Here is a 20,703-nt window from a genome sequence, read left to right on the forward strand (position 1 = left end):
GAGCGCCGTCTCGGCGCGAGCTCTTCCTGTCAGATCGCAGGAAAAGCCAAAAGCTCGCGGCGGGACGCCGCTCCTACTACATGCCGGCGGAATAGGCGATTGCCTCCGTACCGGTTCTACCATCTGTAGGAGCGCCGTCTCGGCGCGAGCTCTTCCTGTCAGATCGCAGGAAAAGCCAAAAGCTCGCGGCGGGACGCCGCTCCTACAGGCTGAGGGGCGATCAATACCTCATTGCTTCCCGGCTTCGCGTTCCACCAAGGCGGCTTCGCGCATTTCCTTCTGAGTGGCTTTCAACCCTTTAACGTCCAACGGGCGGATGGTCAGGATCCGGCAAGGAAAGCGAGAGCCGCTGACGCCACCGCCGCCCCGGACAATCACGTCATCAAACCGGGAATAGACCCGCCCCATGGTGTTAGTGACGCTGATGGCGATCGCGTATTCCAAATCCTGGCAGGGCCCACTGAGTTCCAACAAATAAGCCTGGCTAGGGCGCGTCCACACGGTCAACGCCTTGTCGCTCAGGGGCGCCCAGCCATTCAGCGTGCCAAAGTACTGAAAGCTCGGGACCGGCTCACCCGCATGCGAGCGATACAGCTCCAGGCGTTCTGCGTCGGTCTGCTTCGGCAGGCTGGAGCAGGCGGACAACACACCTGCACCCAGTACAGTCATCAGGCACAGCACGATCAGGCGGTTCATGGCTTTGCTTCCCATTGCGTTGCGGGATTTCTCGTCCACGGAATGATGCACCCGCCCAAGCAGGCTAAGCAGACCGGGCATTTCCCGCATTCAGCGCCCATGCGGCTTGCCAGCCAGCCGCGCAATACGTATCATGCCGCCCTCTCGCACGGCTAATGGCCGCACCGCGTAGACCTTGGCCGGGTAGCTCAGTTGGTAGAGCAAGGGATTGAAAATCCCTGTGTCGGGGGTTCGATTCCCTCCCCGGCCACCATTTACAGCAACGGTTTCCGAATGATTCGCGAAACCGGTTCTGCTAAAAATTCCACAACTTGCTAAATACTCCCGCCATCCTTGGCGCTAGAGATGTTTTCCCCGGAGGCGTTGTGCCTGAGAGGCACCGGCGGCGGCGGCCCACGGCGCAGTCGGCGCAGCGATTTCGGACCAGACGGCCTGACAATCCGCACGAACAAGACTGGCGGCCCCTTAGTCATCGGTTGGTCCGATGGGCTGCGACACGCCGTGATAGAGGCTGTGGGCACCCGCGACTTCATTCCTATCGTCTTGCTCGCAACCCAGGACGGCAAACTCTACGCCGCCTTGGCGCCGTGCGATCGTGAGCGCTTTGCAAACGGTGCCCGGACTCAAGTGCTACACCTTCAATGAGCTTCGCGCGAAGGCAGGTAGCGATGGCCGCGACTGGCAACTCCTAGAGCGTCTGGACCGATGCAAGTTCGAGCGAGTTTACAATCGATTTCAAGACGGGTTGCAGTAGCACGTTAGTACACCAGTTGCCGCCCGAGAATAGTCTTGTAGGTTGACTCAGGAGAGCAGATGGACAGTGCAGTGACGAATAAAGTGCTGGGAGAATTCCTACGTCAACCAGAGCCAAGTGTCCTCGCCTTGCGCGGCGCGTGGGGCGTTGGCAAGACTTACCTTTGGGATCGGCACCTAACTGACGTTGGCAACAAATGTGTACCGAAAAGCTACTCCTACGTTTCACTCTTTGGCATTTCCTCACTCACTAATTTGAAGCTAGCCATTGTCGAGAAGCGTATCGACCTAGACGAAGGGCTGAGGGCGGAGGAGGCAAACGCAACCGCGAGAGGCCGCAGGTGGATCAAATCCGTGACGGCACAGGCCATGCCGGTGCTCGACCGGCTGGGGTCCTGGGGAGCATTGACAACCACCATCGAACAAATAGCTCCGTTCCTCATCCGCGACTCCCTGATTTGTCTAGATGATCTGGAACGCACAACATTGCCCGTGGACCAACTTCTCGGTTATGTCTCCGAGCTGAAAGAGCAGCGCGGATGCAAAGTAGCGCTTATATTCAATGACAAGCAGCTAGGCTCCGGAAGCATAATTTACCGAAAATATCGCGAGAAAGTCATTGACGTTGAGGTGGTATTTGATCCGACGCCGGCAGAATCCGCCTCCATCGGAATTGGGCCGGACACACCACTAAGACAATTGCTTCATTACAACTGCGTAAAACTTGGTCTCAAGAACATTCGCATCCTCAGCAAGGTCGCGAATCACATGCGATTGCTTAGCCCGAAGCTTGAAGGTATGCATAGCGGCGTTCTGAAGCAGGCAGCTCATACGCTACCTTTAGCTATGGCGTGCTTCTATGGTTCCGAAAGTGGGACGCCTAGCTTTACTTATCTTGAGCGATGGAACCTCAACTACATGCGCACGGAGAAGAAGGAATCCAAACAAAGACGAGCCTGGCAAAAGCTGGTATCTAACTACGGACTCATGTCGCTGGATGACTTTGATCACTATTTGCTGAGTTCGGTCGTGGCAGGCCATGTCGAGCATCCCGCGCTGCCACTAGCTGCAAAAGAACTTAGTGCCACGATGGAAGCAAACGATCTAGAAGCATCGTTCTCAGATTGCTGGAGCGAGTTCCATGACGGATTCGGGGGCACTGTAGAAGAGCTCGCCACAAAGTTCGAAATCGCGCTCGCCAGTTCCGCTCTTCACATAACACCTCTCAATCTCAACTCAACCGTCACCCTTTTCAGGCAGTTCGGCCTGGATGCCCGTGCAGACGCGCTCGTAGACCTCTATATCGAGAAGCGCGCGGATACGCCATCGGTGTTCAATCTCGACGACTACCCGTTCGGCAGAGAGGTTAACGATAAGATCCTGGAGGCCAAATTTCGCGACGCGCGGATGAAGCTTGCCGCGCCAATCCCCCTTAGGGAGGCACTAGATCGGCTGCTGAAAGAGAACCGGCTGGATTCCCAGTCTCGTGACGCCTTGAACCAGGGGACGACAGAGGATTACGTGCGCGAATTTCGTTCCTTTCAGGGGGAGCGTCTTGCTCCACTCATTCAAGCGGCGCTCAACGTCAGCGGCCGCCACCCCGAACTAGAGGCTGCAGAGCACATTCACGAAGCGCTGAAGGTGATTGCACGCGAAAATCCCTTGGATGCCATCCGACTAGAGCAGATGGGCCTTGACCTAACGAATACGGAGCGGCCCGGTTAAATACTCCCGTGGGAGACTTTGAAATTCACTTGGACGTCCACGCACACCACAATGTTTATACTGTAAAACTTCCGCATCAAATCGGTCGCGATTTACGTATCAAGCGAACGGACACGACTCTTGATCAGATCCTGAGTTGAGCCACGTCCATGCGCGGGCACATGTCCTCACCGACAGGCGGGGCGTGCTCCACGGCATGGGCCTCCATGCAAGCGTTGCGATGGACATGCATCAGGCCGCGTTTGTTCTGCAATCTCGCTCGAAGCTACATTTTGTTCCTGCACGCCGAACATCAAAGCCTGCATATGTAAGACCTCATCAGAGTAGGCCCCGCAAATGACGGGGCCCCAGCTTAACGGCCGTAGCTTTTAAGCTTGTCGGAACGGCTAGCCATATCGGCTCTCTTTTTTCTATCCGAATCTCTTCGGCGCGACTGACCAAAGCACATACAATCTCGCTCACGGATTGGACCCAACAACACCGGCGCGCGCCACGTCAGCGGCATGACGCTGCGAGCCAACCGGCGCGAGTGCCTGGGTTACTGCCTGCCCGACACTGCAACCTTGGCGCCGCCCATGTTTCACCGCATGCGGAAAATGGATGCCGGCGTATAGGCGGGACAAGCCATTTTCTTGTGCGGCCTGCGAGAAGCCATGGTACTGGCGGATTACTCCCGGCAACGTCGCGCTGGTAATGACGTAGCGTTCCTTATCGCCGAAAAGGTCGATCAGCACTTCAGCGGCGGCCCAGCCCAGCACGGTGTGCGTGGAGGGGTAATCGGGGACCGGGGGCGTTGTCATGAACGGCTGCCACGTGGCATCGGCTACCGTGCGCGGATTGCCGTCGGAGTCTGCCGCGTGGAGCCTTCTTCCGGCGATTATTCAAGCGTACGACCGGTCTTGCGCCTGGGGCCTACCGCAAGCGATTCCAAATACCGGAGTTCGCGCGTTCATAGCTTTCGTGTTGATCACGGGGCGCCGAACGGGAAAGACATTACGGCTGTACTGCGTATCAATTCTGCGAACCGAAATGCTGGCGTGTCGCCTCTTCGATGAAATCAACTATTTCGGCCACCGAGATCGTAAAGATGCCACCTTCTCCAGCGTCATAAGCTTCCCGCCATACGGCATAGCCTTCGCTGATGTCAGGGGCCGTGGTCGCGACCCCCAGCAGCTTCACGACACTCTGGTCCAACGTCTGCGATGACACAGGAGTATGTGGGAGCTCGGACTGTACGTGGCCGGGCAGCTGGCTATTGGGAATTTTCAAGTTGTCCAAGTAGAGGTGAAATGCGGGCTCTCCGTTGGACAATGTTTCGACCTTGACGATGTACAGCCGCGACCGTTCCTCACCCGGGCGGGTCCGGTACTGCCATATCTGGCCGGCTCGATATTCGCGTGAATCGGCTCCAGCCGAGGATGCCCCAAACAATGGAGCCAGTAATCTGCGCAACATCCGTTTCTCCTTGCTACCGAATCTAAACCGACCGGCGACGAACTGACTTGAATGAGTTAGTGGAACTAGCGCACCTAAGAAATGATCTGCCTGACATTGCGAGCTTCATGAAAAACTGCAGCAGCCGCCTAGCGCCTACCATTCCGCAAAACTAAGCAGATGACCATCCGGATCGCGGATGCTCAGCATCAGACCGCCTGGATAATCATAGGGACCGCAATAGCTGCCCGGCGGCAAGGTATCGGCCGTGCCGTCATGCGACGGCAGCGTTTCCAAGATATGCCGATGTAGGCCAGCAACATCAAAATCATTGAACTCGGCGCTGCAATGGCCGATGGTATGGTTGGGGCGTTCAATCAGCTTCAGAAAAACCGCCGGCCCTATAGCAACTTCGAAGACACCATGACCATGGTCCTCCAAGGAGCTCCCAGGCAGCCAGGCGACTCGGCTGTAGAAATCCTGCGAAACCTGTATATCCCTGCAGTGCACTCGAAACCTGATTTCCATGATTCAATCGCATGCGCTCCGGCTGATTCGTTCGGCGACAAACTCTCTGCTCGGATTCTCCTTGCAAGCACCGCCAACCACAAGCTTCGACGTGGGTGATTGCCAAACAAGCGTAATCTGCGTACGCACCGCTCCAGGGAACCCACAACGTCGGGAGTCGAGATCGCCATGGTTCGAGTAGTTCTAGCCGTATGGATTTACGTAAGCAGCTTGGTCGCCGTGCTGGTGTCCGGCACCCTGATCTCGCACATCCTTACTGCCTACCCCAACGACCATTTCCGCTCCTATGGCGTGGTCACACCGGCAGTGAGCGAGACCCACGCGCAATGGCTGCCCTATGCGCCGGCGGGGCTTGCTGTCGCTGCGTTGTTATCCCTTGTGGTGGCTGTTTACTATTGGCGAAGTGGTAAATCTCGCGACATCAGAATCTTCGCGGTTGTACTCGTCGCCGCCATCAATTACTTTTTTTCGTTGTTTTGCATCACGGCCTTGGTCATCGCTTACTTCCTGTTGCCACAGGTTGCTAACGGAGCCCCTTAGAACCTGTCCACGATCTCGTGCCTGTCCCGTGGAGCGGGGCTTGTGCTTGCATCCCCTCGGGGGTTCCGTTGCTCTTGTCAGACACACGTTGGCCGGATCGGAGAGCAGCCGAGCAAGCTCGGCTCTACACGCGACTCACTGGCGGAGAGCGATGCCGAGCGAGTGAGCGCCCCCTCGCGAACCATAATGAAACCGCGAGTGCGCGGTGAAGACCCGACGGGAGCGCTCATTGCTTCCCACAGCTCTTTGGTCGAGACCCAGACGGGTGGGTATTTGTACGCGGCCACGTCCAGGATAAGGAACCGGTCTGTCCCAGCGTGATACGCGGCAAGTGGCGAAATGTGACCCATCTCGACCTGGCCCAGCTCGGCGCGCTGGTAGTTCACCAACACGAAGTCCCCATCCGTCACCAGGTTTCTTTGCGCCATCGAGCGAAAGCTGTCGATATCGGTATCGGACGCGTAGACGACCGAGGCTTCAGCGCCGTGAGCGCGCAGAAAATCACCGAGCTCCCTCAACGACATGCCAGTCAAGCTGACGCGCAAAGGATCTTTAACTTGCCTGGCGTTCGTATTGAAGAAGGTGGACTGATCCAGGGGCGGCGCCGGATTTCTTAGTGCGTTCAGTGTTATGACAGAACTGGCTACGCCGCAGTACGCCGGCCGTGATTGCACTACGAAGCTCGCAATCAGCTCTTGGTAGTCGGCGAGGAACTCACTTTCCGCGAGCAGTTTTTCGCCAGCCGATGATTCAAGCGCTATCAGGCTATCGGGGAGCGAAAGCAAGTCGATCGACGGGGTACGGAAAAACCTGTTCCAGACCAGCAAGCTGGCCACAACGAACACAGTGAACGTAGCTACGCCGATAATCGACAGCAGGTGCCTTCTGGTGACGACACTTCTACCCTGATGATGATCCGATGCAGAAGCGAGTTCGGTGACTACGACAGCATCCGCAGGTACCCGATCCATCTCATCCCTCCAGCCGATAGATGTCGCGCCACAGCGTCGTCGCCCGCTCTCAATCCCACCCACCGACACCGAACGACTTCGTTTTCAACATGCCATTCATAACGTGTTTTCCACGTGATAGATATTTTCTGGAAGCGGATCGTCTACTGCTTCCGCGGGATGCCTCCCAGGTTGTCAAGGCAATTTGCGGGGGCGCGCACGCATCACACGCATTTGACATTTGCTTCACAAGGTCGCTCGCACGCTTCGCCCGCCGTACAAAGCTGCGGAGCCAAGGCTATGAACCCGTCGTCCCTGAGGTCGCAACTATCCTCGCGCTCAGCGAGCCGATGGTTGGTCGCGCTATTCGCGCTTCTTTCGCCGCTGTCCAGCCAAGCCGCTCACCTGGAATTCGTAACGGAAGTAAACGGCACCATCTCCGACGTCACGGCGCAGCGGATCCTGTACTCCGCCACGGAAGATGGACTCCTGCGCCTGAAAGTCATTGGCCGTACCACCGGAACGATACGGACGATCCCGGATATTCCGCAGGAAACGCCATTCAATGAGCAATTGACCTCACGGGGAGCCATCTTCGGGACGACCGCTGACGACGGCTCGTTTATCTACGAATGGACAGGGACCACGCCACAAGGACGCGGAGGCACTCCCAGAGGACTGCATGTCAGTCCTGTCAGCAAGCAGTATGCGGTTTGGCCGGTATGGACGGTCGGGCCATTCGGCCAGGGGCGCTATGTCAGTTTTCGCGATGTAATGGCCTTCACCACCACGCTGGTGGGCAATAGCTACTTGACTGGCGAACCCGATGTCAGCGATGCGGGCGAGATCGCTTTCACGCAGGGTCCGGGACCGGCCAACGTATTTCGCTATCGCAGTGGGCAGACGACGCAGCTGACCAACGCAACGACCTATTCGCATTTCGACCCGCTTACCGACGGCATCAACGTCGTCTACCGCAAACAGATCTCCAGCACCCACTCCGAGATCGTCATGCGCAACGACAATGTGGGAGAAGCGGTGCTTCGGGCTTCCAGCGCTGAATTCCTCGCTCCTCGTGTCGACTATCAGCCGAGTGGCGGCTGGATCGCTTTCACACGTGTCGACGCGGTACAAGGTGCGTCTGTCCGCCAGGTCTGGCTGCGCTCACCGCAAGGCGGGATATTCCCTGTATCGGTATTCGGAACCGATTCGTATATCAATGCGGTCGGTAACGGCCAGGTGATGTTCGTCAATGGCGGCTACCTGTACCTGGGAAGGATTGGAATGGCTCCGACCCTGATTGCGCCTTTCGCGGAAGGAACTCAAAGCATGTGGTTACAAGGCAGCTGGCACGTCTACTTTGGGGGAGCCTTGTATCGAGTGGTGATTTAGCGAATGGTGATTTAGCGGATAGTGACCTGCGGCCCGGCGGATTCGCGCCGGCCGCTGCCCATGATGCATCGACAACCTACCGCGGCTCTAGTGCCTAGACTGCGGACGCGCTATCTCGTTCTCAACTGAGTTCCAGCCGCGGAGCTCGCTTCGCCATCACGGCCATACCATCTTCGGCGCGAATGCCAATCCCAGCAAAAGCAAGGCAACGCCGATCATCGCCAGCATCGTCATGGCACGGATAAGCAACTTCTTCATCGTGGCTCTCCTAGCAGGACTCTCACCGGCAGCTTTCATCGGCTGCCGATAGAAATTCATTACTTGCCTGTTAGGTTCACGTTGCTTGGTTACAGCATGTTTCCAGATGTCGTTCTTTTGTGATTATTTTTGGTTATACCCACAGCACGACCGCTGCGATATACAGCGCCCTCGTTCTATTTTCATGACGTATTCGTCACGCATGACGAGCAGCGCTAGCGATACGCTTTGCGGCATGAAGCCGCGTTCCGATCTCGATACGATGCTGGATGCCCTGGAGCGGGATCTACCAGGGATGCAAGAGAGACTGCCAGGTGAGCCAGATCTCTGGCGGGAATTTTCCGAGCGCGCCAACAACATCCGCGATGCCGCGGGCCCGCACGACCTGGTTCACGTCGATGGTCGAGTTCAGCAGATGCTTGCCCGCGTCGGTTTAACGGAGAAGCCTGGCAACTGAATCACCCCTCCACCGTGCGCATGGCCGGCAACCACGCGCATGGTGCTAATCAGAAGAGACGCTGCAAACTTTCTAATGCACAAGTGCAGCGGCCGGACGCCGCTCATTGCGCGCGGCCGCCTTGAAATCCTCTACCGGCGATCTCCGCTCACTTGGAGGCTTACTGCGCGTGGTCAGCTGCTGTTTCACCCACTTGGCCGCCCATGCCATACCCTGCTGGCGATTGCCGACCATGACGGTGCGTTGGCCTTCTTCATCCATCGGCTGGGTAATGGAAACCATCCAGCCTTCGCGCAACGGTCCTATGACGGCGATTTCCTTTCCCCGGTATTCAAGCGAAACCGCCTTGACCATCCCGAACGGCGACAGATCCCGCCAGTTGAATTCTGCGGGAAGCTTGGGAAGAGAAGAACCCATAATCAATATCTCCAACAACTAACGACATTTCATCAGGACCGAGCGCTTGGCAAGGCAGATTCCTTGGAAAACACCGCCGACACCTCAACCGCGATGGCCTTCAAAGGCCAGCGAACGGAATGCATCTTCGGGGGCGTCCGGCTTGCTGGTGAAGGCCGGAACCGCGGTGAATTCTCGAGGAAATAATACGCAGGCGTCGATCAACAAAATGTTAGATCGGGAGACGGATCACGACGTCACGTGGCAGTCATATGCATTAATAGCGGGCACATTAAATGCATGATGAAGCAGCTATCTTATTGAAAATATTTGGAAACAAATCGCCGGTAAAAGACCGCCCAAGATGAACGAGGCTCATGTTGATTCACCGACTGCCACAGGTATAGGTTAAGCCGCCGTTGGAAGCGCTTTCCCATAGCAAGATTCTAATGTGGAGATTATGGGCAGCGAACCAGGACTATCGGGCGGATATTTATCTTTGTCCCGCTGCTTCTCAACTCAGGTGAGTCGTTGGCTCATGAAGAGCACCGTTAACCTTCTTCCGCGGCTTCCCTGCCCTGCTGGCGAATGATGGCTTCTTGACGCGCATCTTCAATCGCTTCACGCACGCTTTCCACGTTGACGCGTGAGGTGTTGTGCACGAACTTGCCAGTCAGTTCGGTATCCGGGCGCAGCTCGCCCGCTTCGTACAGGGCCCACATTTCTTCGCCGTACCAGGTATCCAGCAGTTCCGGCGCGAAACGCCCGAGACGTGCGGTCAGTGCGTTGACGTCGCGCAATAGCAACCGCCGGCTGGCGTTGTTACCTGCGGCGCTGACCACCTGGGGAAAATCGATCACCACCGGGCCGTCCTCGGCCACCAGCACGTTGTATTCCGACAGATCCCCGTGGATCAAACCGACACACAACATTTTCACCACTTCGCGCACCAGGATTTGATGAAACTCGCGCGCACGCTCGGCCGACAGCTCCACTTCTCCCAAGCGCGGTGCGGAGTGGCCAGCGGCGTCCGCCACCAGTTCCATCACCAGTACCCCATGAAAATAGCCGAACGGTTCCGGCACGCGCACGCCTGCGTCACGCAGTTGATACAAGGCGTCTACTTCCGCGTTCTTCCAGGCGACCTCCTGCTGCTTGCGGCCATAGCGGGTAGCTTTACCCATCGCGCGTGACTCGCGGCTGCCGCGCACTTTGCGGCCTTCCTGGTAGACCGTGCGCTGCTGGAAACTGCGCTGCGCCATGTCTTTGTACACTTTGGCGCAGCGGACCTCACCGCCACCGTGCACCACGAATACCGATGCTTCCTTGCCGCTTTTCAGCGGGCGAAGCACTTTGTCGATCACGCCATCGTCTATCAGGGCTTGCAATCCTTTGGGCGTCTTCATGGGTTCCTGGCAATGGGCAGATGGGCCGGAAGAGGGAAATCCGGGCAGTCACGCGCACTATCTTTACACTAGACGCCCAATCGCACCGAACTTTCTTCATGTCCGAGCCCATCCGTTTAGCCAAACGCGTCGCAGAACTGACGGGCTGCTCGCGCTCGGAAGCCGAGCAGTACATCGAAGGAGGCTGGGTCACCGTGGACGGTGAAACCGTGGAGCTGCCGCAGCGGCTAGTCACCACCGAACGCGTGGAGATCGATCCGGACGCCCAGCTGGCCGCAACGGAGCCAGCCACCCTATTGCTGCACAAGCCTGCCGGCGTGACCCTGGAAGATGCCCTGCAACTGGTCACGCCGTCGACGCGCACGCTGGAGGATGCCTCCGGGATTCGGCCGCTGAAACGCCACCTCCAGCGCCTGACACCGCTGATGCCGATGGACCCTGAAGCGAGCGGCTTGCTGGTACTGAGCCAGGACGGCCGCATCTGGCGCCGCCTGACCGAAGACTATGCGCAGATCGAACAGGAGTTCGTGGTGGAAATCCGCGGCGAGACCGGGCCGTACACCCTCGGCCAGATCAGCCACGGCGGTGTCTATCAGGGCCGCGGGCTGGCGCCCTGCAAGGTCAGCTGGCAGAACGAGGTACGCCTGCGCTTCGCCATCAAGAACGTGCAACCCGGCGAGCTCCGCTACCGTTGCCAGGAGGCGGGCCTGGAGGTCGTGGCGATGAAACGCCTACGCGTCGGCCGCGTATCTTTGGGCAAGATGCCGGTCGGCGAATGGCGCTATCTGCCGGTGGAAGCGCGGTTCTAGTTGCCGCCCCCTGGCGCAGCAGGCGTTCTGCCTTCGTAGAGCGGAGCTTGCTCCGCTGTTCTTGGTTCTTGGTTCTTGGCTTGTGGATTCAAAGATGCGGCTTCCAGCGCACCTGGCCCGAAGAGCAGCGGAGCAAGCTCCGCTCTACGAAAGCCGCATTTTGGCTATGCGTTTACCAGAACAACGTATAGAGCGCGGTCAGAATCGCGATCACGCCTACGGCGCCGATGTTGAAGCCACCCGATGTCTTGTAGTTCACGTCGTCGGTACGGATGAAGTCCTTGCCTTCCGCCCTGGGTGTAGCGAGTGACACCACCACCGCCAATGCCAGCGCCAGCAGGAATACCAGGCCGACGCGATCGATGAAGGGCAGCGACGGCCAGGCCAGCTTCAGGACGACCGACAAGACGAACGAACCGATGGCGGCTGCCAATGCGCCGGCCTCATTGGCACGCTTCCAGAACAGGCCCAGCATGAAGATCACCACGATGCCCGGGGTGAAGAAGCCGGTGTATTCCTGGATGTATTGGAATGCCTGATCGAAGCTGCCCAGCAGCGGCTTGGCGGTCAATATGCCCAGCACCACCGCAACCGTGGCGGCGATCCGGCCCACCTTGACCAGCTTGGCCTGGGTGGCGTCCTGCCCTTTCCGTTTGGCATAGAAATCAAGGGTGAAGATGGTGGCCACGGAATTGATCTTCGAGGCCAGCGAGGCCACGATGGCCGCGACCAACGCAGCGAACACCAGACCCAGTATGCCGGTCGGCAACAGCCGCATCATCGTTGGGTATGCCTCATCCGGCTTGCCCAACGTCGGCGCCAGCATCACCGCGGCGATGCCTGGCAGCACCACGATCACCGGCATCAGCAACTTGAGGAAAGCCGCGAACAACACGCCTTTTTGCGCCTCGCCGATGTCCTTGGCGGCCAATGCGCGCTGGATGATGTACTGGTTGAAGCCCCAGTAGCTGACATTCATGATCCACATGCCGCCAATCAGCACGCTGATGCCGGGCAGATCCTTGTAGAACGGATTGTCCTTGCTGAGGATCATCTCGAAGTGTTCGGGATGCGAATTCAACAGCTTCTGGAAACCAGCAACAATGCCCGCGCCTTCGCCGATCTGATTCAGGGTAAGTGCGGAAACCAGCAGACCACCCATCACCAGCAACGACACTTGCACGATGTCGGTCAATGCCACCGCCTTCAGGCCGCCATACAACTGGTACACCAGCGCAAAGGTGCCCAGCAGCACCAGTGCCAGCATCTGGTCCATGCCGGTGACCTGACTGACCGCGATGGAGCCCAGCCACATGATCGAAGTCAGATTGACGAACACGTACAGGCCCAGCCAGAACACCGCCATCAACGTGCGGATGTTGCCGCCGTAACGCTGCTCCAGGAACTGCGGCATGGTGTAGATGCCGTTGCGCAGGAACACCGGCAGGAAGAACTTGCCGACGATCAACAACGTGAGCGCCGCCATCCATTCGTAGGAGGCGATGGCCAAGCCGATGGCGTAGCCGGACCCGGACATGCCGATGATCTGTTCGGCGGAAATATTGGCCGCGATCAGCGAGGCGCCGATGGCCCACCAGGGCAGCGACTTGCTGGCGAGGAAGTAATCCTGGGCGTCCTTCTGGTGCCCGGCTTTCTCACGCGATACCCATTGCGCCAACACGAAAATGCCCGCCATGTAGACGAGCACGATCGCTATATCCAACGTCGCTAACCTCACAAGCTTCTCCCCGTGTCGCTGTTGTTGTTTTTCGAAACCGCGCTGCTGGCAGGCGATGCGAATGACGTCTTGGCTGCCGCTTGTCCCATGTAACCGCAGGACCCGCGCAACATCAGACCGTATTGGTGTTGTCGCCCGGCAACCTGGGCGGCGGTAACCTTTCGCAAAAATGGCAGCGCTGTCAAGGAATCGTGATAAGCGTTACTGCAACGCGGCGACCGTTGCCGATTTCCCTTCGCCAATGACATGTCCCCTGTCCCGCCGTTTGCCGCAGGTACCTGAAAATCCAAGCACTTCCACGGGCTGTGGACGTCGTAGGCAACGGCTCACCGCCACACAGGATCCCGCGATGCATGTTGCAGCACACCATACGGAGGCGCGGATCGATCCGGGTGGAGATTGGCGCCGCAATGGGGCAATACCCGCCGCCATACGCCGTAGTATCCTTCGCTACTCTTCCGAACGGAGCGACAGTATGCGTAGGCGTTGGTCATATGTAGCGATCCTGCTGGGAGTGCTGGTAATGGCGCTGCTGAGCGCATGCGGCGACGGCAAGGTCCGCCGGGTTTCGGAGCCTGCCGCCAGCATCCAGCAGCTCACCGTCCACGCGGACGGGCGCTGGACGCTCGATGTGCGCCTGCAGAACTACAGCAGCATCCCGATGCGGTTCGATAGCCTCAACGTGGCGGTGACCGTCGCAGACCAGGACGCCGGTACGCTGCAAGGCGCACCGCGACTGTCCATCGGACCCGAATCGGCTGACGTGGTCAGCCTGCCCTTCAGCCCCACCTCCGGGGCGCGCATCGTGGTGGCCGATGCACTGGCCGGCCGGCGGACGCTGCCGTACACGCTGAAAGGCAAGGTCGACGCCGTGCCCGAAGAAGGCAAGGTCCGCGACTTCGATATCGATACCCGCAACACGCTCAGTCCGGTCCCCGGGCTGGACGGCGTGCTGCGCTGACACCCTTTTCCGGTAGGAGCGCCGTCTCGGCGCGAGCTCTTGCTTCTATCGCGATCTGACAGCAAGAGCTCGCGCCGAGACGGCGCTCCTACAAACCTCGAGAATTCCGGCAATGAGCACCTACAAAGCCCCACTCACTGACATCCGTTTCGCCCTCTACGACGTCCTGAACGCCGAACCTTTGTTCGCCCGCCTGGGTTATTCGGATGCGTCGCGCGATATTCTCGACGCGGTGCTGGACGAGGCCGCACGCTTTACCGAAAACGTGTTGGCGCCGTTGAACAGCGTTGGCGATGAAGTCGGCAGCACCTTCGATCCGGCGACCGGCGAAGTCTCCACGCCCCCTGGGTTCAAGGCGGCTTACCGCCAATACATGGAAGGCGGCTGGATCGGCCTGACCGCGTCGCCGGACTTCGGCGGACAGGGCTTGCCCCACACCATGGGCGTGCCGCTGAACGAACTCGTCAATGCCGCCAACCTGGCCTGGGGTAACTTCCCGCTGCTGTCGCATGGCGCGGTCGAGGCTCTCAAGCAACACGGCGAAGACTGGCAGCGCGAGGTCTTCTTGAAGCCGCTGGTGGACGGCCGCTGGACCGGCACCATGTGCCTCACCGAACCGCATTGCGGCACCGATCTGGGTTTGCTGAAGACGCGCGCCGAACCGAATGGCGATGGCAGCTATTCGATCACCGGCACCAAGATTTTCATCACCGCCGGCGAGCACGACCTGACAGACAACATCGTGCATTTGGTGCTGGCAAAGCTGCCTGACGCACCCGCCGGCGCTAAGGGCATTTCACTGTTCGTCACGCCCAAGTTCAAAGTGGCGCGCGATGGATCGGTGGGTGAGCGCAATGCGCTGCATTGCGGCTCCATCGAACACAAGATGGGCATCAAGGGTTCGGTGACCTGCGTAATGAATTTCGACGGCGCGCAAGGTTATCTGGTCGGGCAGCCGCATAAAGGGCTGCAGGCGATGTTCACCATGATGAATACCGCCCGCCTCGGCGTTGGCCTGCAAGGTATCGCGCTATCCGAACGCGCCTATCAGAACGCGCTGCATTACGCGCGCGAACGCTTGCAGACGCGTTCGCTCACTGGCCCGAAGTTTCCGGAAAAACCGGCCGACCCCATCATCGTCCACCCGGATGTGCGCCGCATGCTGCTGACGGTCAAGTCATTGGTGGAAGGCAGCCGTCTGCTGGCCCTGCACGCGGGCACGCTGATCGATGTCGCCACCCATTCGCCTGACCCGGCCGAACGGGAACAGGCCGACGTCCTGGTGAGTTTCCTGACGCCGATCTCCAAGGCCTGCCAGACCGAATGGGGCGTGGAAAACACCTATCACGCGCTGCAATGCTTCGGCGGTCATGGCTACATCCACGAACATGGCATGGAGCAGCTGGCGCGAGATGCCCGCATCACCACCTTGTACGAGGGCACCACCGGCATCCAGGCGCTGGACCTGATGGGCCGCAAGACCGCCGCCACTCAAGGTGCCGGCCTGAAGCTGTTCCTGGCGCAGATCGAAGCCTTCATTCGCGAAAACGAAGGCAACCCGGCCGTGGCGGAGTTCGTCGGACCACTGCGCGAAAAATCCGCTGAATGGGCGCAGCTGACACGCAACGTTCTGCAGCGTGCCAGCGGCGATCCGGAAGAAATCGGCGCAGCGAGCTACGACTACCTGTTCTATTCCGGCTATGTGGCACTGGCCTACTGGTGGGCGCGCAGTGTGGCCGCCGCCGAAGCTTCTTCGCACAGCGAAACATTCAAACAGAGCAAGCGCGAAACTGCCCAGTTCTATTTCGCACGCATCCTGCCGCGCACGTTGGCGCACGCCGCAGCAATTGAATCCGGCGCCGCACCACTGATGACCATGGCACCCGAGCGCTTCGGGGAATAAAGCCTCTACACGCAGCTTACGTAGGAGCGTCGTTCCGGCGCGAGCTCTTCGCTTTTATCGCGATCTGGCACGAAGAGTTCGCGCCGGCACGGCGCTCCCACGGGAAGTGTGCGTCCACACCGGCCTGTACACATTTAGTCAACAATTAGGTATAACCTGCTTCCCCATGGAAGCAGACAGAGCTCAGCTTCACCTGGTAGGAACCGGTGTCCCCGACAGCCCGGTATCGCTTGCGTCTCCTCATTCCAACCGTTCTACCGCCAGTGTGCGATTGCTATCGCTCGACGCGCACGGCCGGGTGTTGGATTGGATCAACTGGCAGGATGCCACCTGCCTCTACGCCCGCAACGCCGTGGCCTGGACACTCGGTGACCCCTGCCTGCGCGTGCATGGCGGCACCTGCCGCAAAACGGGCGAACAAAGCGTCATCGAACTGCACCCCATCGTGGCCTCTCGTGGCCATGCACGGGCACAGGCACTGTCGCCAACACCGACGCTGACCAACACGGCCCTGTTCGCCCGCGATGCCCAGCTATGCCTGTATTGCGGCCACGAATACTCACGCCCGCACCTGACCCGCGACCACGTACTACCGCTGTCAAAAGGCGGTCGGGACACCTGGGAAAACGTGGTAACCGCCTGTTTCCAATGCAATTCCCGCAAGTCGAACCGGACCCCGCAACAGGCCAACATGCCGTTGCTGGCAGTCCCCTATCGGCCCAGCTGGATCGAGCATCTGATCCTGTCCAATCGCAACATCCTGGCCGACCAGATGGCGTTCCTGAAGGCACACCTGCCGAAGCGGTCGAAGCTGTCGACTTGAACGGGGAAGTAAACAGCAAAGGGGCAATGGCAAAGGATGGAAGCGGCGTCACGGCGCTTTCGGGTTAACCGGAAGTGGGCCGATCCTGCTTTTCTTCGTTATTCACCCTTCACCCTTCACGCTTTGGCCTTTCACTCTTCACCCGCTCCCTTGCCCCACTTCACACAAGAGGGGGAAAATAGCCGGTCAGCTAAAGCCAGCCCTCAATGATCGATTCCGTTCGCTATCCCCGCCTGTCCCGCATCGAGACTCCCGCCGATCTTCGCCGGTTCGATGAATCCGAGCTTCCGATCATCGCGGAGGAATTGCGTGCCTATCTGATCGAATCGGTAGGCAAGAGTGGCGGACATTTTGGTGCCGGCCTGGGCGTGATCGAATTGACCGTGGCGCTGCACTATCTGTACGAGACACCGGAAGATCGGCTGGTATGGGACGTCGGCCACCAGTGCTATCCGCACAAAATCCTCACCGGACGCCGTGACCGGATCCACACCGTCAAACAGAAAGACGGCGTGGCGCCGTTCCCCAAGCGCGAAGAGAGCGAGTACGACACCTTCGGCGTGGGTCATTCATCCACTTCGATCTCGGCCGCGCTCGGCATGGCAATCGCGTTGGCGCAAGCCGGCGACGAGCGCAAGGTCGTCGCGGTGATCGGCGATGGCGCGATGACCGCCGGCATGGCGTTCGAGGCGCTGAATCACGCCGGCGGCATGGAACCCGAGCCCAATCTGCTGGTGATCCTCAACGACAATCAGATGTCGATTTCGGAGAACGTCGGCGGCCTGACCAAGATGCTGGGCCGCATGAGCAGCAGCCGCACGCTCAACGCGCTGCGCGAGGGCGGCAAGAAGTTGCTGGGCGACAAGAAGAAGCCGCCGGCGCGCTTCATGCGTCGCTGGGAGGAACATTGGAAAGGCATGTTCGTGCCGTCCACGCTGTTCGAACAGATGGGCTTCCATTACACGGGCCCCATCGATGGCCACGACGTCGAAGCGCTGGTCAGTGCCCTGAAAGTACTCAAGACCCTGAAAGGTCCGCAGCTGCTGCACATCATGACCACCAAGGGCAAAGGCTACGAACTGGCCGAGGGTGATCAGATCGGTTACCACGCGGTGGGGCCGTTCGATCCGGAAAAAGGCCTGATCAGCAAGGCCGGCGCCAAGAAGCCGACCTATACCGATGTCTTCGGCGATTGGCTGTGCGACATGGCCGCCGCCGATCCGAAGCTGCTCGGCATCACCCCCGCCATGCGCGAGGGCTCGGGCCTGGTCCGCTTCAGCAAGGAATATCCCGACCGCTACTTCGACGTGGCCATCGCCGAACAGCACGCGGTGACCTTGGCCGCCGGGATGGCCTGCGAAGGCAGCAAACCGGTGGTGGCGATTTATTCGACTTTCCTGCAGCGTGGCTACGATCAGCTGGTCCACGACGTGGCGATCCAGAAACTGGACGTGCTGTTCGCCGTGGATCGCGGCGGCGTGGTCGGACCCGATGGCGCCACGCATGCCGGCAATCTCGATCTCAGCTACCTGCGTTGCGTGCCGCACATGGTGGTCATGGCGCCCGCCGATGAGGACGAATGCCGGAAGATGCTGACTACCGGCTTTCGCCATGAAGGCCCGGCCGCGGTGCGCTACCCGCGCGGTACCGGTCCTGGTGTGGCCGTGCTGCCTGACTTGGATACATTGCCTATCGGCAAAGCAGACCTGCGCCGGCAAGGCTCGCGCGTGGCCCTGCTCGCATTCGGCGCGGCGGTGCCGGCAGCGGAACTAGTAGGTCGGGAACTGGGGCTGACCGTCGTCAACATGCGATTCGTCAAACCACTGGATCGCGACCTGATTCTGGAGCTGGCCAGGACCCACCAGGGATTCGTCACCATTGAAGACAACGTGGTGATGGGCGGTGCCGGTTCCGGCGTGGCGGAACTGCTGAACGCCGAAAACGTGCTGCTGCCGATGCTGCACCTGGGTTTGCCGGATGAGTTCCAGCATCACGCCAGCCGCGAGGACCTGCTGGCGGAAGCCGGCATCGACGCCAACGGCATCCGAGCCGCAGTGCTCAAGCGCTGGCCGCAATTGGCCGCAGCCAAACCGTCGTTGACCGCAGCGGGCTGAATGCCGCTTTTGTAGAGCGGAGCTTGCTCCTCTGCTGCGTCGCTGCGTAGAGCGTAGCTTGCTGCGCTGCTCTTACCGCACAGGTCCCGGACACACTCAGCCGAGCAAGCTCGGCTCTACGTAGAGCGCAGCTTGCTGCGCTGCTCTTACCGCACAGGCCCCGGACACACTCAGCCGAGCAAGCTCGGCTCTACGTAGAGCGTAGCTTGCTGCGCTGCTCTTAACGCACAGGCCCCGGACACACTCAGCCGAGCAAGCTCGGCTCTACGTAGAGCGGAGCTTGCTCCACTGCTCTTAACGCACAGGCTCCGGACACACTCAGCCGAGCAAGCTCGGGCTCTACGTAGAGCGTAGCTTGCTGCGCTGCTCTTACCGCACAGGCCCCGGACACACTCAGCCGAGCAAGCTCGGCTCTACGTAGAGCGGAGCTTGCTCCGCTGCTCTTAACGCACAGGCCCCGGACACGCTCAGCCGAGCAAGCTCGGCTCTACGTAGAGCGTAGCTTGCTGCGCTGCTCTTACCGCACAGGCTCCGGACACACTCAGCCGAGCAAGCTCGGCTCTATGTAGAGCGGAGCTTGCTGCGCTGCTCTTACCGCACAGGCTCCGGACACACTCAGCCGAGCAAGCTCGGCTCTACGTAGAGCGGAGCTTGCTCCGCTGCTCTTAACGCACAAGCTCCGACACACTCAGCCGAGCAAGCTCGGCTCTATGTAGAGCGGAGCTTGCTCCGCTGCTCTTCGTTGCGTTCGTCACCAACCCTCGCGAAAGCCGCCCGCTCGTTGGCCATGAGCACGGTCCAGATATAGTTGCATAGCTAATTACATCGTGCTAGGCTGCACCAATGTTCGAGCACTGCCTCTACTTCAACACCACAGCCCTGGCCCGGCGGCTGGAGCGCGAATGGACGTTGGCGTTCCAACCTCTCGGGCTTACACCGCCGCAGGCGTTCATGCTGCGGGCGGTCATTGCGTCGCCTGGATCGCTTCAATCCGAACTTGCGGATGCCATGGCGATCGCCCGGCCCACGGCAACCCGCGCTTTGGACGCGCTTGAATCCAAGGGCATGATCACGCGCCAGCTCATGCGTCACGACAATCGACTGGTCGCCATTCACCCGACCAAGGCCGCCTTGTCCATAGCTTCCGACCTCAACGAAGCCAGTGCCGCTGTCACCCGGAAATTGAAACGGAAACTGAGCGATACCGTATTTCAGGAAACAGTCACCCAAGTGAGGGGCGTGCGTTCCGCACTGGAGTGATTTCATTCGCCCAAATAGTTGCATAGCTAACAATAAGGAGTCCATCGTCATGCCTATCCTCAACGTCAAAGTCGCAGCTGAAGAAACCACCGAACTCACCATGCGCATTGCCTCGATGCTGTCCGACCTGACCAGCCGCATCCTGAAAAAGAACCCCGATGTCACCGCAATCGCCATCGACTACGTCCATCCTTCGCGATGGATAGTGGGAGGCGTTCCGCTATCGGAGCATCGCAAGAGCAGCTTCTACTTCGATATCAAGATCACCGACGAAACCAATACGAAGACGGAAAAAGAGCAGTACATCCGAGAAGCCTTTGCCGGGTTCCAGAAGATCCTTGGCGATGTCCACGAGGAAAGCTATATCTACGTCCAGGACGTCAGGGCCGCGTCGTACGGCTATGGTGGGCTGACGCAGGAGTATCGCTATCAGCATCCGGCTTGAATGCTTGTAACGGAGTTTGGCTGCTCGGTTGATCCTGCCTTCGCGCCGATCGAAAAGCAGCGGAGCAAGCTCCGCTCTACGTAGAGCGGAGCTTGCTCCGCTGCTCTTCGATCAG

19 protein-coding genes and 1 tRNA gene are annotated in these 20,703 nt (G+C 59.4%); 12 read left to right on the forward strand and 8 right to left on the reverse strand.

Translation table 11 applies throughout. From position 1 onward, the window contains the following. Nucleotides 1–228: 228 nt before the first annotated feature. Entirely contained in the window at nt 229–696 is a 468-nt protein-coding gene (locus tag AADW18_RS05240) for a DUF6491 family protein (RefSeq protein ID WP_337342312.1), read from the reverse strand. A gap of 177 nt (nt 697–873) precedes the next feature. On the opposite strand from AADW18_RS05240, the gene AADW18_RS05245 reads away from it, so the two are divergent. Then, nucleotides 874–949, forward strand: a tRNA-Phe gene (locus tag AADW18_RS05245). Between the two features lie 560 nt (nt 950–1,509). Further along, complete coding sequence (locus AADW18_RS05250; RefSeq protein WP_337342313.1) at nt 1,510–3,174, forward strand: hypothetical protein; 1,665 nt, start codon at nt 1,510–1,512, stop codon at nt 3,172–3,174. Nucleotides 3,175–3,632: 458 nt separating this feature from the next. On the opposite strand, the gene AADW18_RS05255 is transcribed toward AADW18_RS05250, so the two are convergent. From AADW18_RS05255 to AADW18_RS05265, 3 genes are all read right to left on the reverse strand, one after another. Then, complete coding sequence (locus AADW18_RS05255) at nt 3,633–3,974, reverse strand: hypothetical protein (protein WP_337342314.1); 342 nt, start codon at nt 3,972–3,974, stop codon at nt 3,633–3,635. Nucleotides 3,975–4,185: 211 nt separating this feature from the next. Next, entirely contained in the window at nt 4,186–4,629 is a 444-nt protein-coding gene (locus tag AADW18_RS05260; RefSeq protein WP_337342315.1) for a hypothetical protein, read from the reverse strand. A 135-nt stretch (nt 4,630–4,764) separates the two neighbouring features. After that, nucleotides 4,765–5,136 (reverse strand): hypothetical protein, encoded by a 372-nt coding sequence (locus AADW18_RS05265; protein WP_337342316.1) that lies wholly within the window; start codon nt 5,134–5,136, stop codon nt 4,765–4,767. A gap of 168 nt (nt 5,137–5,304) precedes the next feature. Between AADW18_RS05265 and AADW18_RS05270 the strand changes: the two genes are divergently transcribed. Continuing rightward, complete coding sequence (locus AADW18_RS05270) at nt 5,305–5,676, forward strand: hypothetical protein (protein WP_346842724.1); 372 nt, start codon at nt 5,305–5,307, stop codon at nt 5,674–5,676. A 77-nt stretch (nt 5,677–5,753) separates the two neighbouring features. Here AADW18_RS05270 and AADW18_RS05275 read toward each other — a convergent pair whose 3' ends face one another. After that, the gene (locus AADW18_RS05275) at nt 5,754–6,647 is read right to left on the reverse strand and encodes a phytochelatin synthase family protein (protein WP_337342318.1); all 894 of its coding nucleotides are present in this window, start codon (nt 6,645–6,647) and stop codon (nt 5,754–5,756) included. A gap of 279 nt (nt 6,648–6,926) precedes the next feature. Here AADW18_RS05275 and AADW18_RS05280 point away from each other — a divergent pair, with 279 nt between their 5' ends. Then, nucleotides 6,927–8,018: a hypothetical protein gene (locus AADW18_RS05280; protein ID WP_337342319.1), complete on the forward strand. Its 1,092-nt coding sequence runs from the start codon at nt 6,927–6,929 to the stop codon at nt 8,016–8,018. 493 nt (nt 8,019–8,511) lie between these two features. Further along, nucleotides 8,512–8,733 (forward strand): hypothetical protein, encoded by a 222-nt coding sequence (locus AADW18_RS05285; RefSeq protein ID WP_337342320.1) that lies wholly within the window; start codon nt 8,512–8,514, stop codon nt 8,731–8,733. 72 nt (nt 8,734–8,805) lie between these two features. Here AADW18_RS05285 and AADW18_RS05290 read toward each other — a convergent pair whose 3' ends face one another. Both AADW18_RS05290 and AADW18_RS05295 read right to left on the reverse strand, forming a co-directional pair. Next, nucleotides 8,806–9,150: a hypothetical protein gene (locus tag AADW18_RS05290; protein ID WP_337342321.1), complete on the reverse strand. Its 345-nt coding sequence runs from the start codon at nt 9,148–9,150 to the stop codon at nt 8,806–8,808. A 530-nt stretch (nt 9,151–9,680) separates the two neighbouring features. Then, the gene (locus tag AADW18_RS05295; RefSeq protein ID WP_337342322.1) at nt 9,681–10,535 is read right to left on the reverse strand and encodes a PA4780 family RIO1-like protein kinase; all 855 of its coding nucleotides are present in this window, start codon (nt 10,533–10,535) and stop codon (nt 9,681–9,683) included. 98 nt (nt 10,536–10,633) lie between these two features. On the opposite strand from AADW18_RS05295, the gene AADW18_RS05300 reads away from it, so the two are divergent. Beyond that, nucleotides 10,634–11,344, forward strand: a complete 711-nt coding sequence (locus AADW18_RS05300; protein ID WP_337342323.1) for an rRNA pseudouridine synthase — start codon at nt 10,634–10,636, stop codon at nt 11,342–11,344. Between the two features lie 172 nt (nt 11,345–11,516). Here AADW18_RS05300 and AADW18_RS05305 read toward each other — a convergent pair whose 3' ends face one another. Next, on the reverse strand, nt 11,517–13,082 hold the full coding sequence (locus AADW18_RS05305) for a sodium/sugar symporter (protein WP_337342324.1): 1,566 nt from the start codon (nt 13,080–13,082) through the stop codon (nt 11,517–11,519). 475 nt (nt 13,083–13,557) lie between these two features. Here AADW18_RS05305 and AADW18_RS05310 point away from each other — a divergent pair, with 475 nt between their 5' ends. From AADW18_RS05310 to AADW18_RS05335, 6 genes are all read left to right on the forward strand, one after another. Continuing rightward, a complete protein-coding gene (locus AADW18_RS05310) occupies nt 13,558–14,043 on the forward strand; it encodes an LEA type 2 family protein (RefSeq protein ID WP_337342325.1) in 486 nt (161 codons plus the stop codon). 112 nt (nt 14,044–14,155) lie between these two features. Next, nucleotides 14,156–15,946: an acyl-CoA dehydrogenase C-terminal domain-containing protein gene (locus tag AADW18_RS05315; protein ID WP_337342326.1), complete on the forward strand. Its 1,791-nt coding sequence runs from the start codon at nt 14,156–14,158 to the stop codon at nt 15,944–15,946. Between the two features lie 166 nt (nt 15,947–16,112). After that, entirely contained in the window at nt 16,113–16,769 is a 657-nt protein-coding gene (locus tag AADW18_RS05320) for an HNH endonuclease (protein WP_337342327.1), read from the forward strand. 206 nt (nt 16,770–16,975) lie between these two features. Beyond that, complete coding sequence (gene dxs, locus AADW18_RS05325; RefSeq protein WP_337342328.1) at nt 16,976–18,883, forward strand: 1-deoxy-D-xylulose-5-phosphate synthase; 1,908 nt, start codon at nt 16,976–16,978, stop codon at nt 18,881–18,883. Between the two features lie 843 nt (nt 18,884–19,726). Then, nucleotides 19,727–20,143 (forward strand): MarR family transcriptional regulator, encoded by a 417-nt coding sequence (locus tag AADW18_RS05330; RefSeq protein ID WP_337342329.1) that lies wholly within the window; start codon nt 19,727–19,729, stop codon nt 20,141–20,143. Between the two features lie 49 nt (nt 20,144–20,192). After that, nucleotides 20,193–20,588 carry a 4-oxalocrotonate tautomerase family protein gene (locus AADW18_RS05335; protein WP_337342330.1) on the forward strand — a complete coding sequence of 132 codons (396 nt, stop codon included), beginning with the start codon at nt 20,193–20,195 and terminating at the stop codon, nt 20,586–20,588. The last annotated feature ends 115 nt before the right edge of the window (nt 20,589–20,703 follow it).

The sequence above is a fragment of the Pseudoxanthomonas sp. CCNWLY206-1 genome (assembly GCF_039710385.1).
GTDB lineage: Bacteria > Pseudomonadota > Gammaproteobacteria > Xanthomonadales > Xanthomonadaceae > Pseudoxanthomonas_A.

Excerpts from the sequence above, each read along its gene's own strand:
- AADW18_RS05320 (WP_337342327.1), top strand. The coding sequence starts at position 16,113 with ATGGAAGCAGACAGAGCTCAGCTTCACCTGGTAGGAACCGGTGTCCCC.
- dxs (WP_337342328.1), top strand. The coding sequence starts at position 16,976 with ATGATCGATTCCGTTCGCTATCCCCGCCTGTCCCGCATCGAGACTCCC.
- AADW18_RS05280 (WP_337342319.1), top strand. The coding sequence starts at position 6,927 with ATGAACCCGTCGTCCCTGAGGTCGCAACTATCCTCGCGCTCAGCGAGC.
- AADW18_RS05295 (WP_337342322.1), bottom strand. The coding sequence starts at position 10,535 with ATGAAGACGCCCAAAGGATTGCAAGCCCTGATAGACGATGGCGTGATC.
- AADW18_RS05265 (WP_337342316.1), bottom strand. The coding sequence starts at position 5,136 with ATGGAAATCAGGTTTCGAGTGCACTGCAGGGATATACAGGTTTCGCAG.
- AADW18_RS05310 (WP_337342325.1), top strand. The coding sequence starts at position 13,558 with ATGCGTAGGCGTTGGTCATATGTAGCGATCCTGCTGGGAGTGCTGGTA.
- AADW18_RS05300 (WP_337342323.1), top strand. The coding sequence starts at position 10,634 with ATGTCCGAGCCCATCCGTTTAGCCAAACGCGTCGCAGAACTGACGGGC.
- AADW18_RS05330 (WP_337342329.1), top strand. The coding sequence starts at position 19,727 with ATGTTCGAGCACTGCCTCTACTTCAACACCACAGCCCTGGCCCGGCGG.
- AADW18_RS05315 (WP_337342326.1), top strand. The coding sequence starts at position 14,156 with ATGAGCACCTACAAAGCCCCACTCACTGACATCCGTTTCGCCCTCTAC.
- AADW18_RS05250 (WP_337342313.1), top strand. The coding sequence starts at position 1,510 with ATGGACAGTGCAGTGACGAATAAAGTGCTGGGAGAATTCCTACGTCAA.
- AADW18_RS05270 (WP_346842724.1), top strand. The coding sequence starts at position 5,305 with ATGGTTCGAGTAGTTCTAGCCGTATGGATTTACGTAAGCAGCTTGGTC.
- AADW18_RS05285 (WP_337342320.1), top strand. The coding sequence starts at position 8,512 with ATGAAGCCGCGTTCCGATCTCGATACGATGCTGGATGCCCTGGAGCGG.
- AADW18_RS05255 (WP_337342314.1), bottom strand. The coding sequence starts at position 3,974 with ATGACAACGCCCCCGGTCCCCGATTACCCCTCCACGCACACCGTGCTG.
- AADW18_RS05290 (WP_337342321.1), bottom strand. The coding sequence starts at position 9,150 with ATGGGTTCTTCTCTTCCCAAGCTTCCCGCAGAATTCAACTGGCGGGAT.
- AADW18_RS05275 (WP_337342318.1), bottom strand. The coding sequence starts at position 6,647 with ATGGATCGGGTACCTGCGGATGCTGTCGTAGTCACCGAACTCGCTTCT.
- AADW18_RS05240 (WP_337342312.1), bottom strand. The coding sequence starts at position 696 with ATGAACCGCCTGATCGTGCTGTGCCTGATGACTGTACTGGGTGCAGGT.
- AADW18_RS05260 (WP_337342315.1), bottom strand. The coding sequence starts at position 4,629 with ATGTTGCGCAGATTACTGGCTCCATTGTTTGGGGCATCCTCGGCTGGA.
- AADW18_RS05335 (WP_337342330.1), top strand. The coding sequence starts at position 20,193 with ATGCCTATCCTCAACGTCAAAGTCGCAGCTGAAGAAACCACCGAACTC.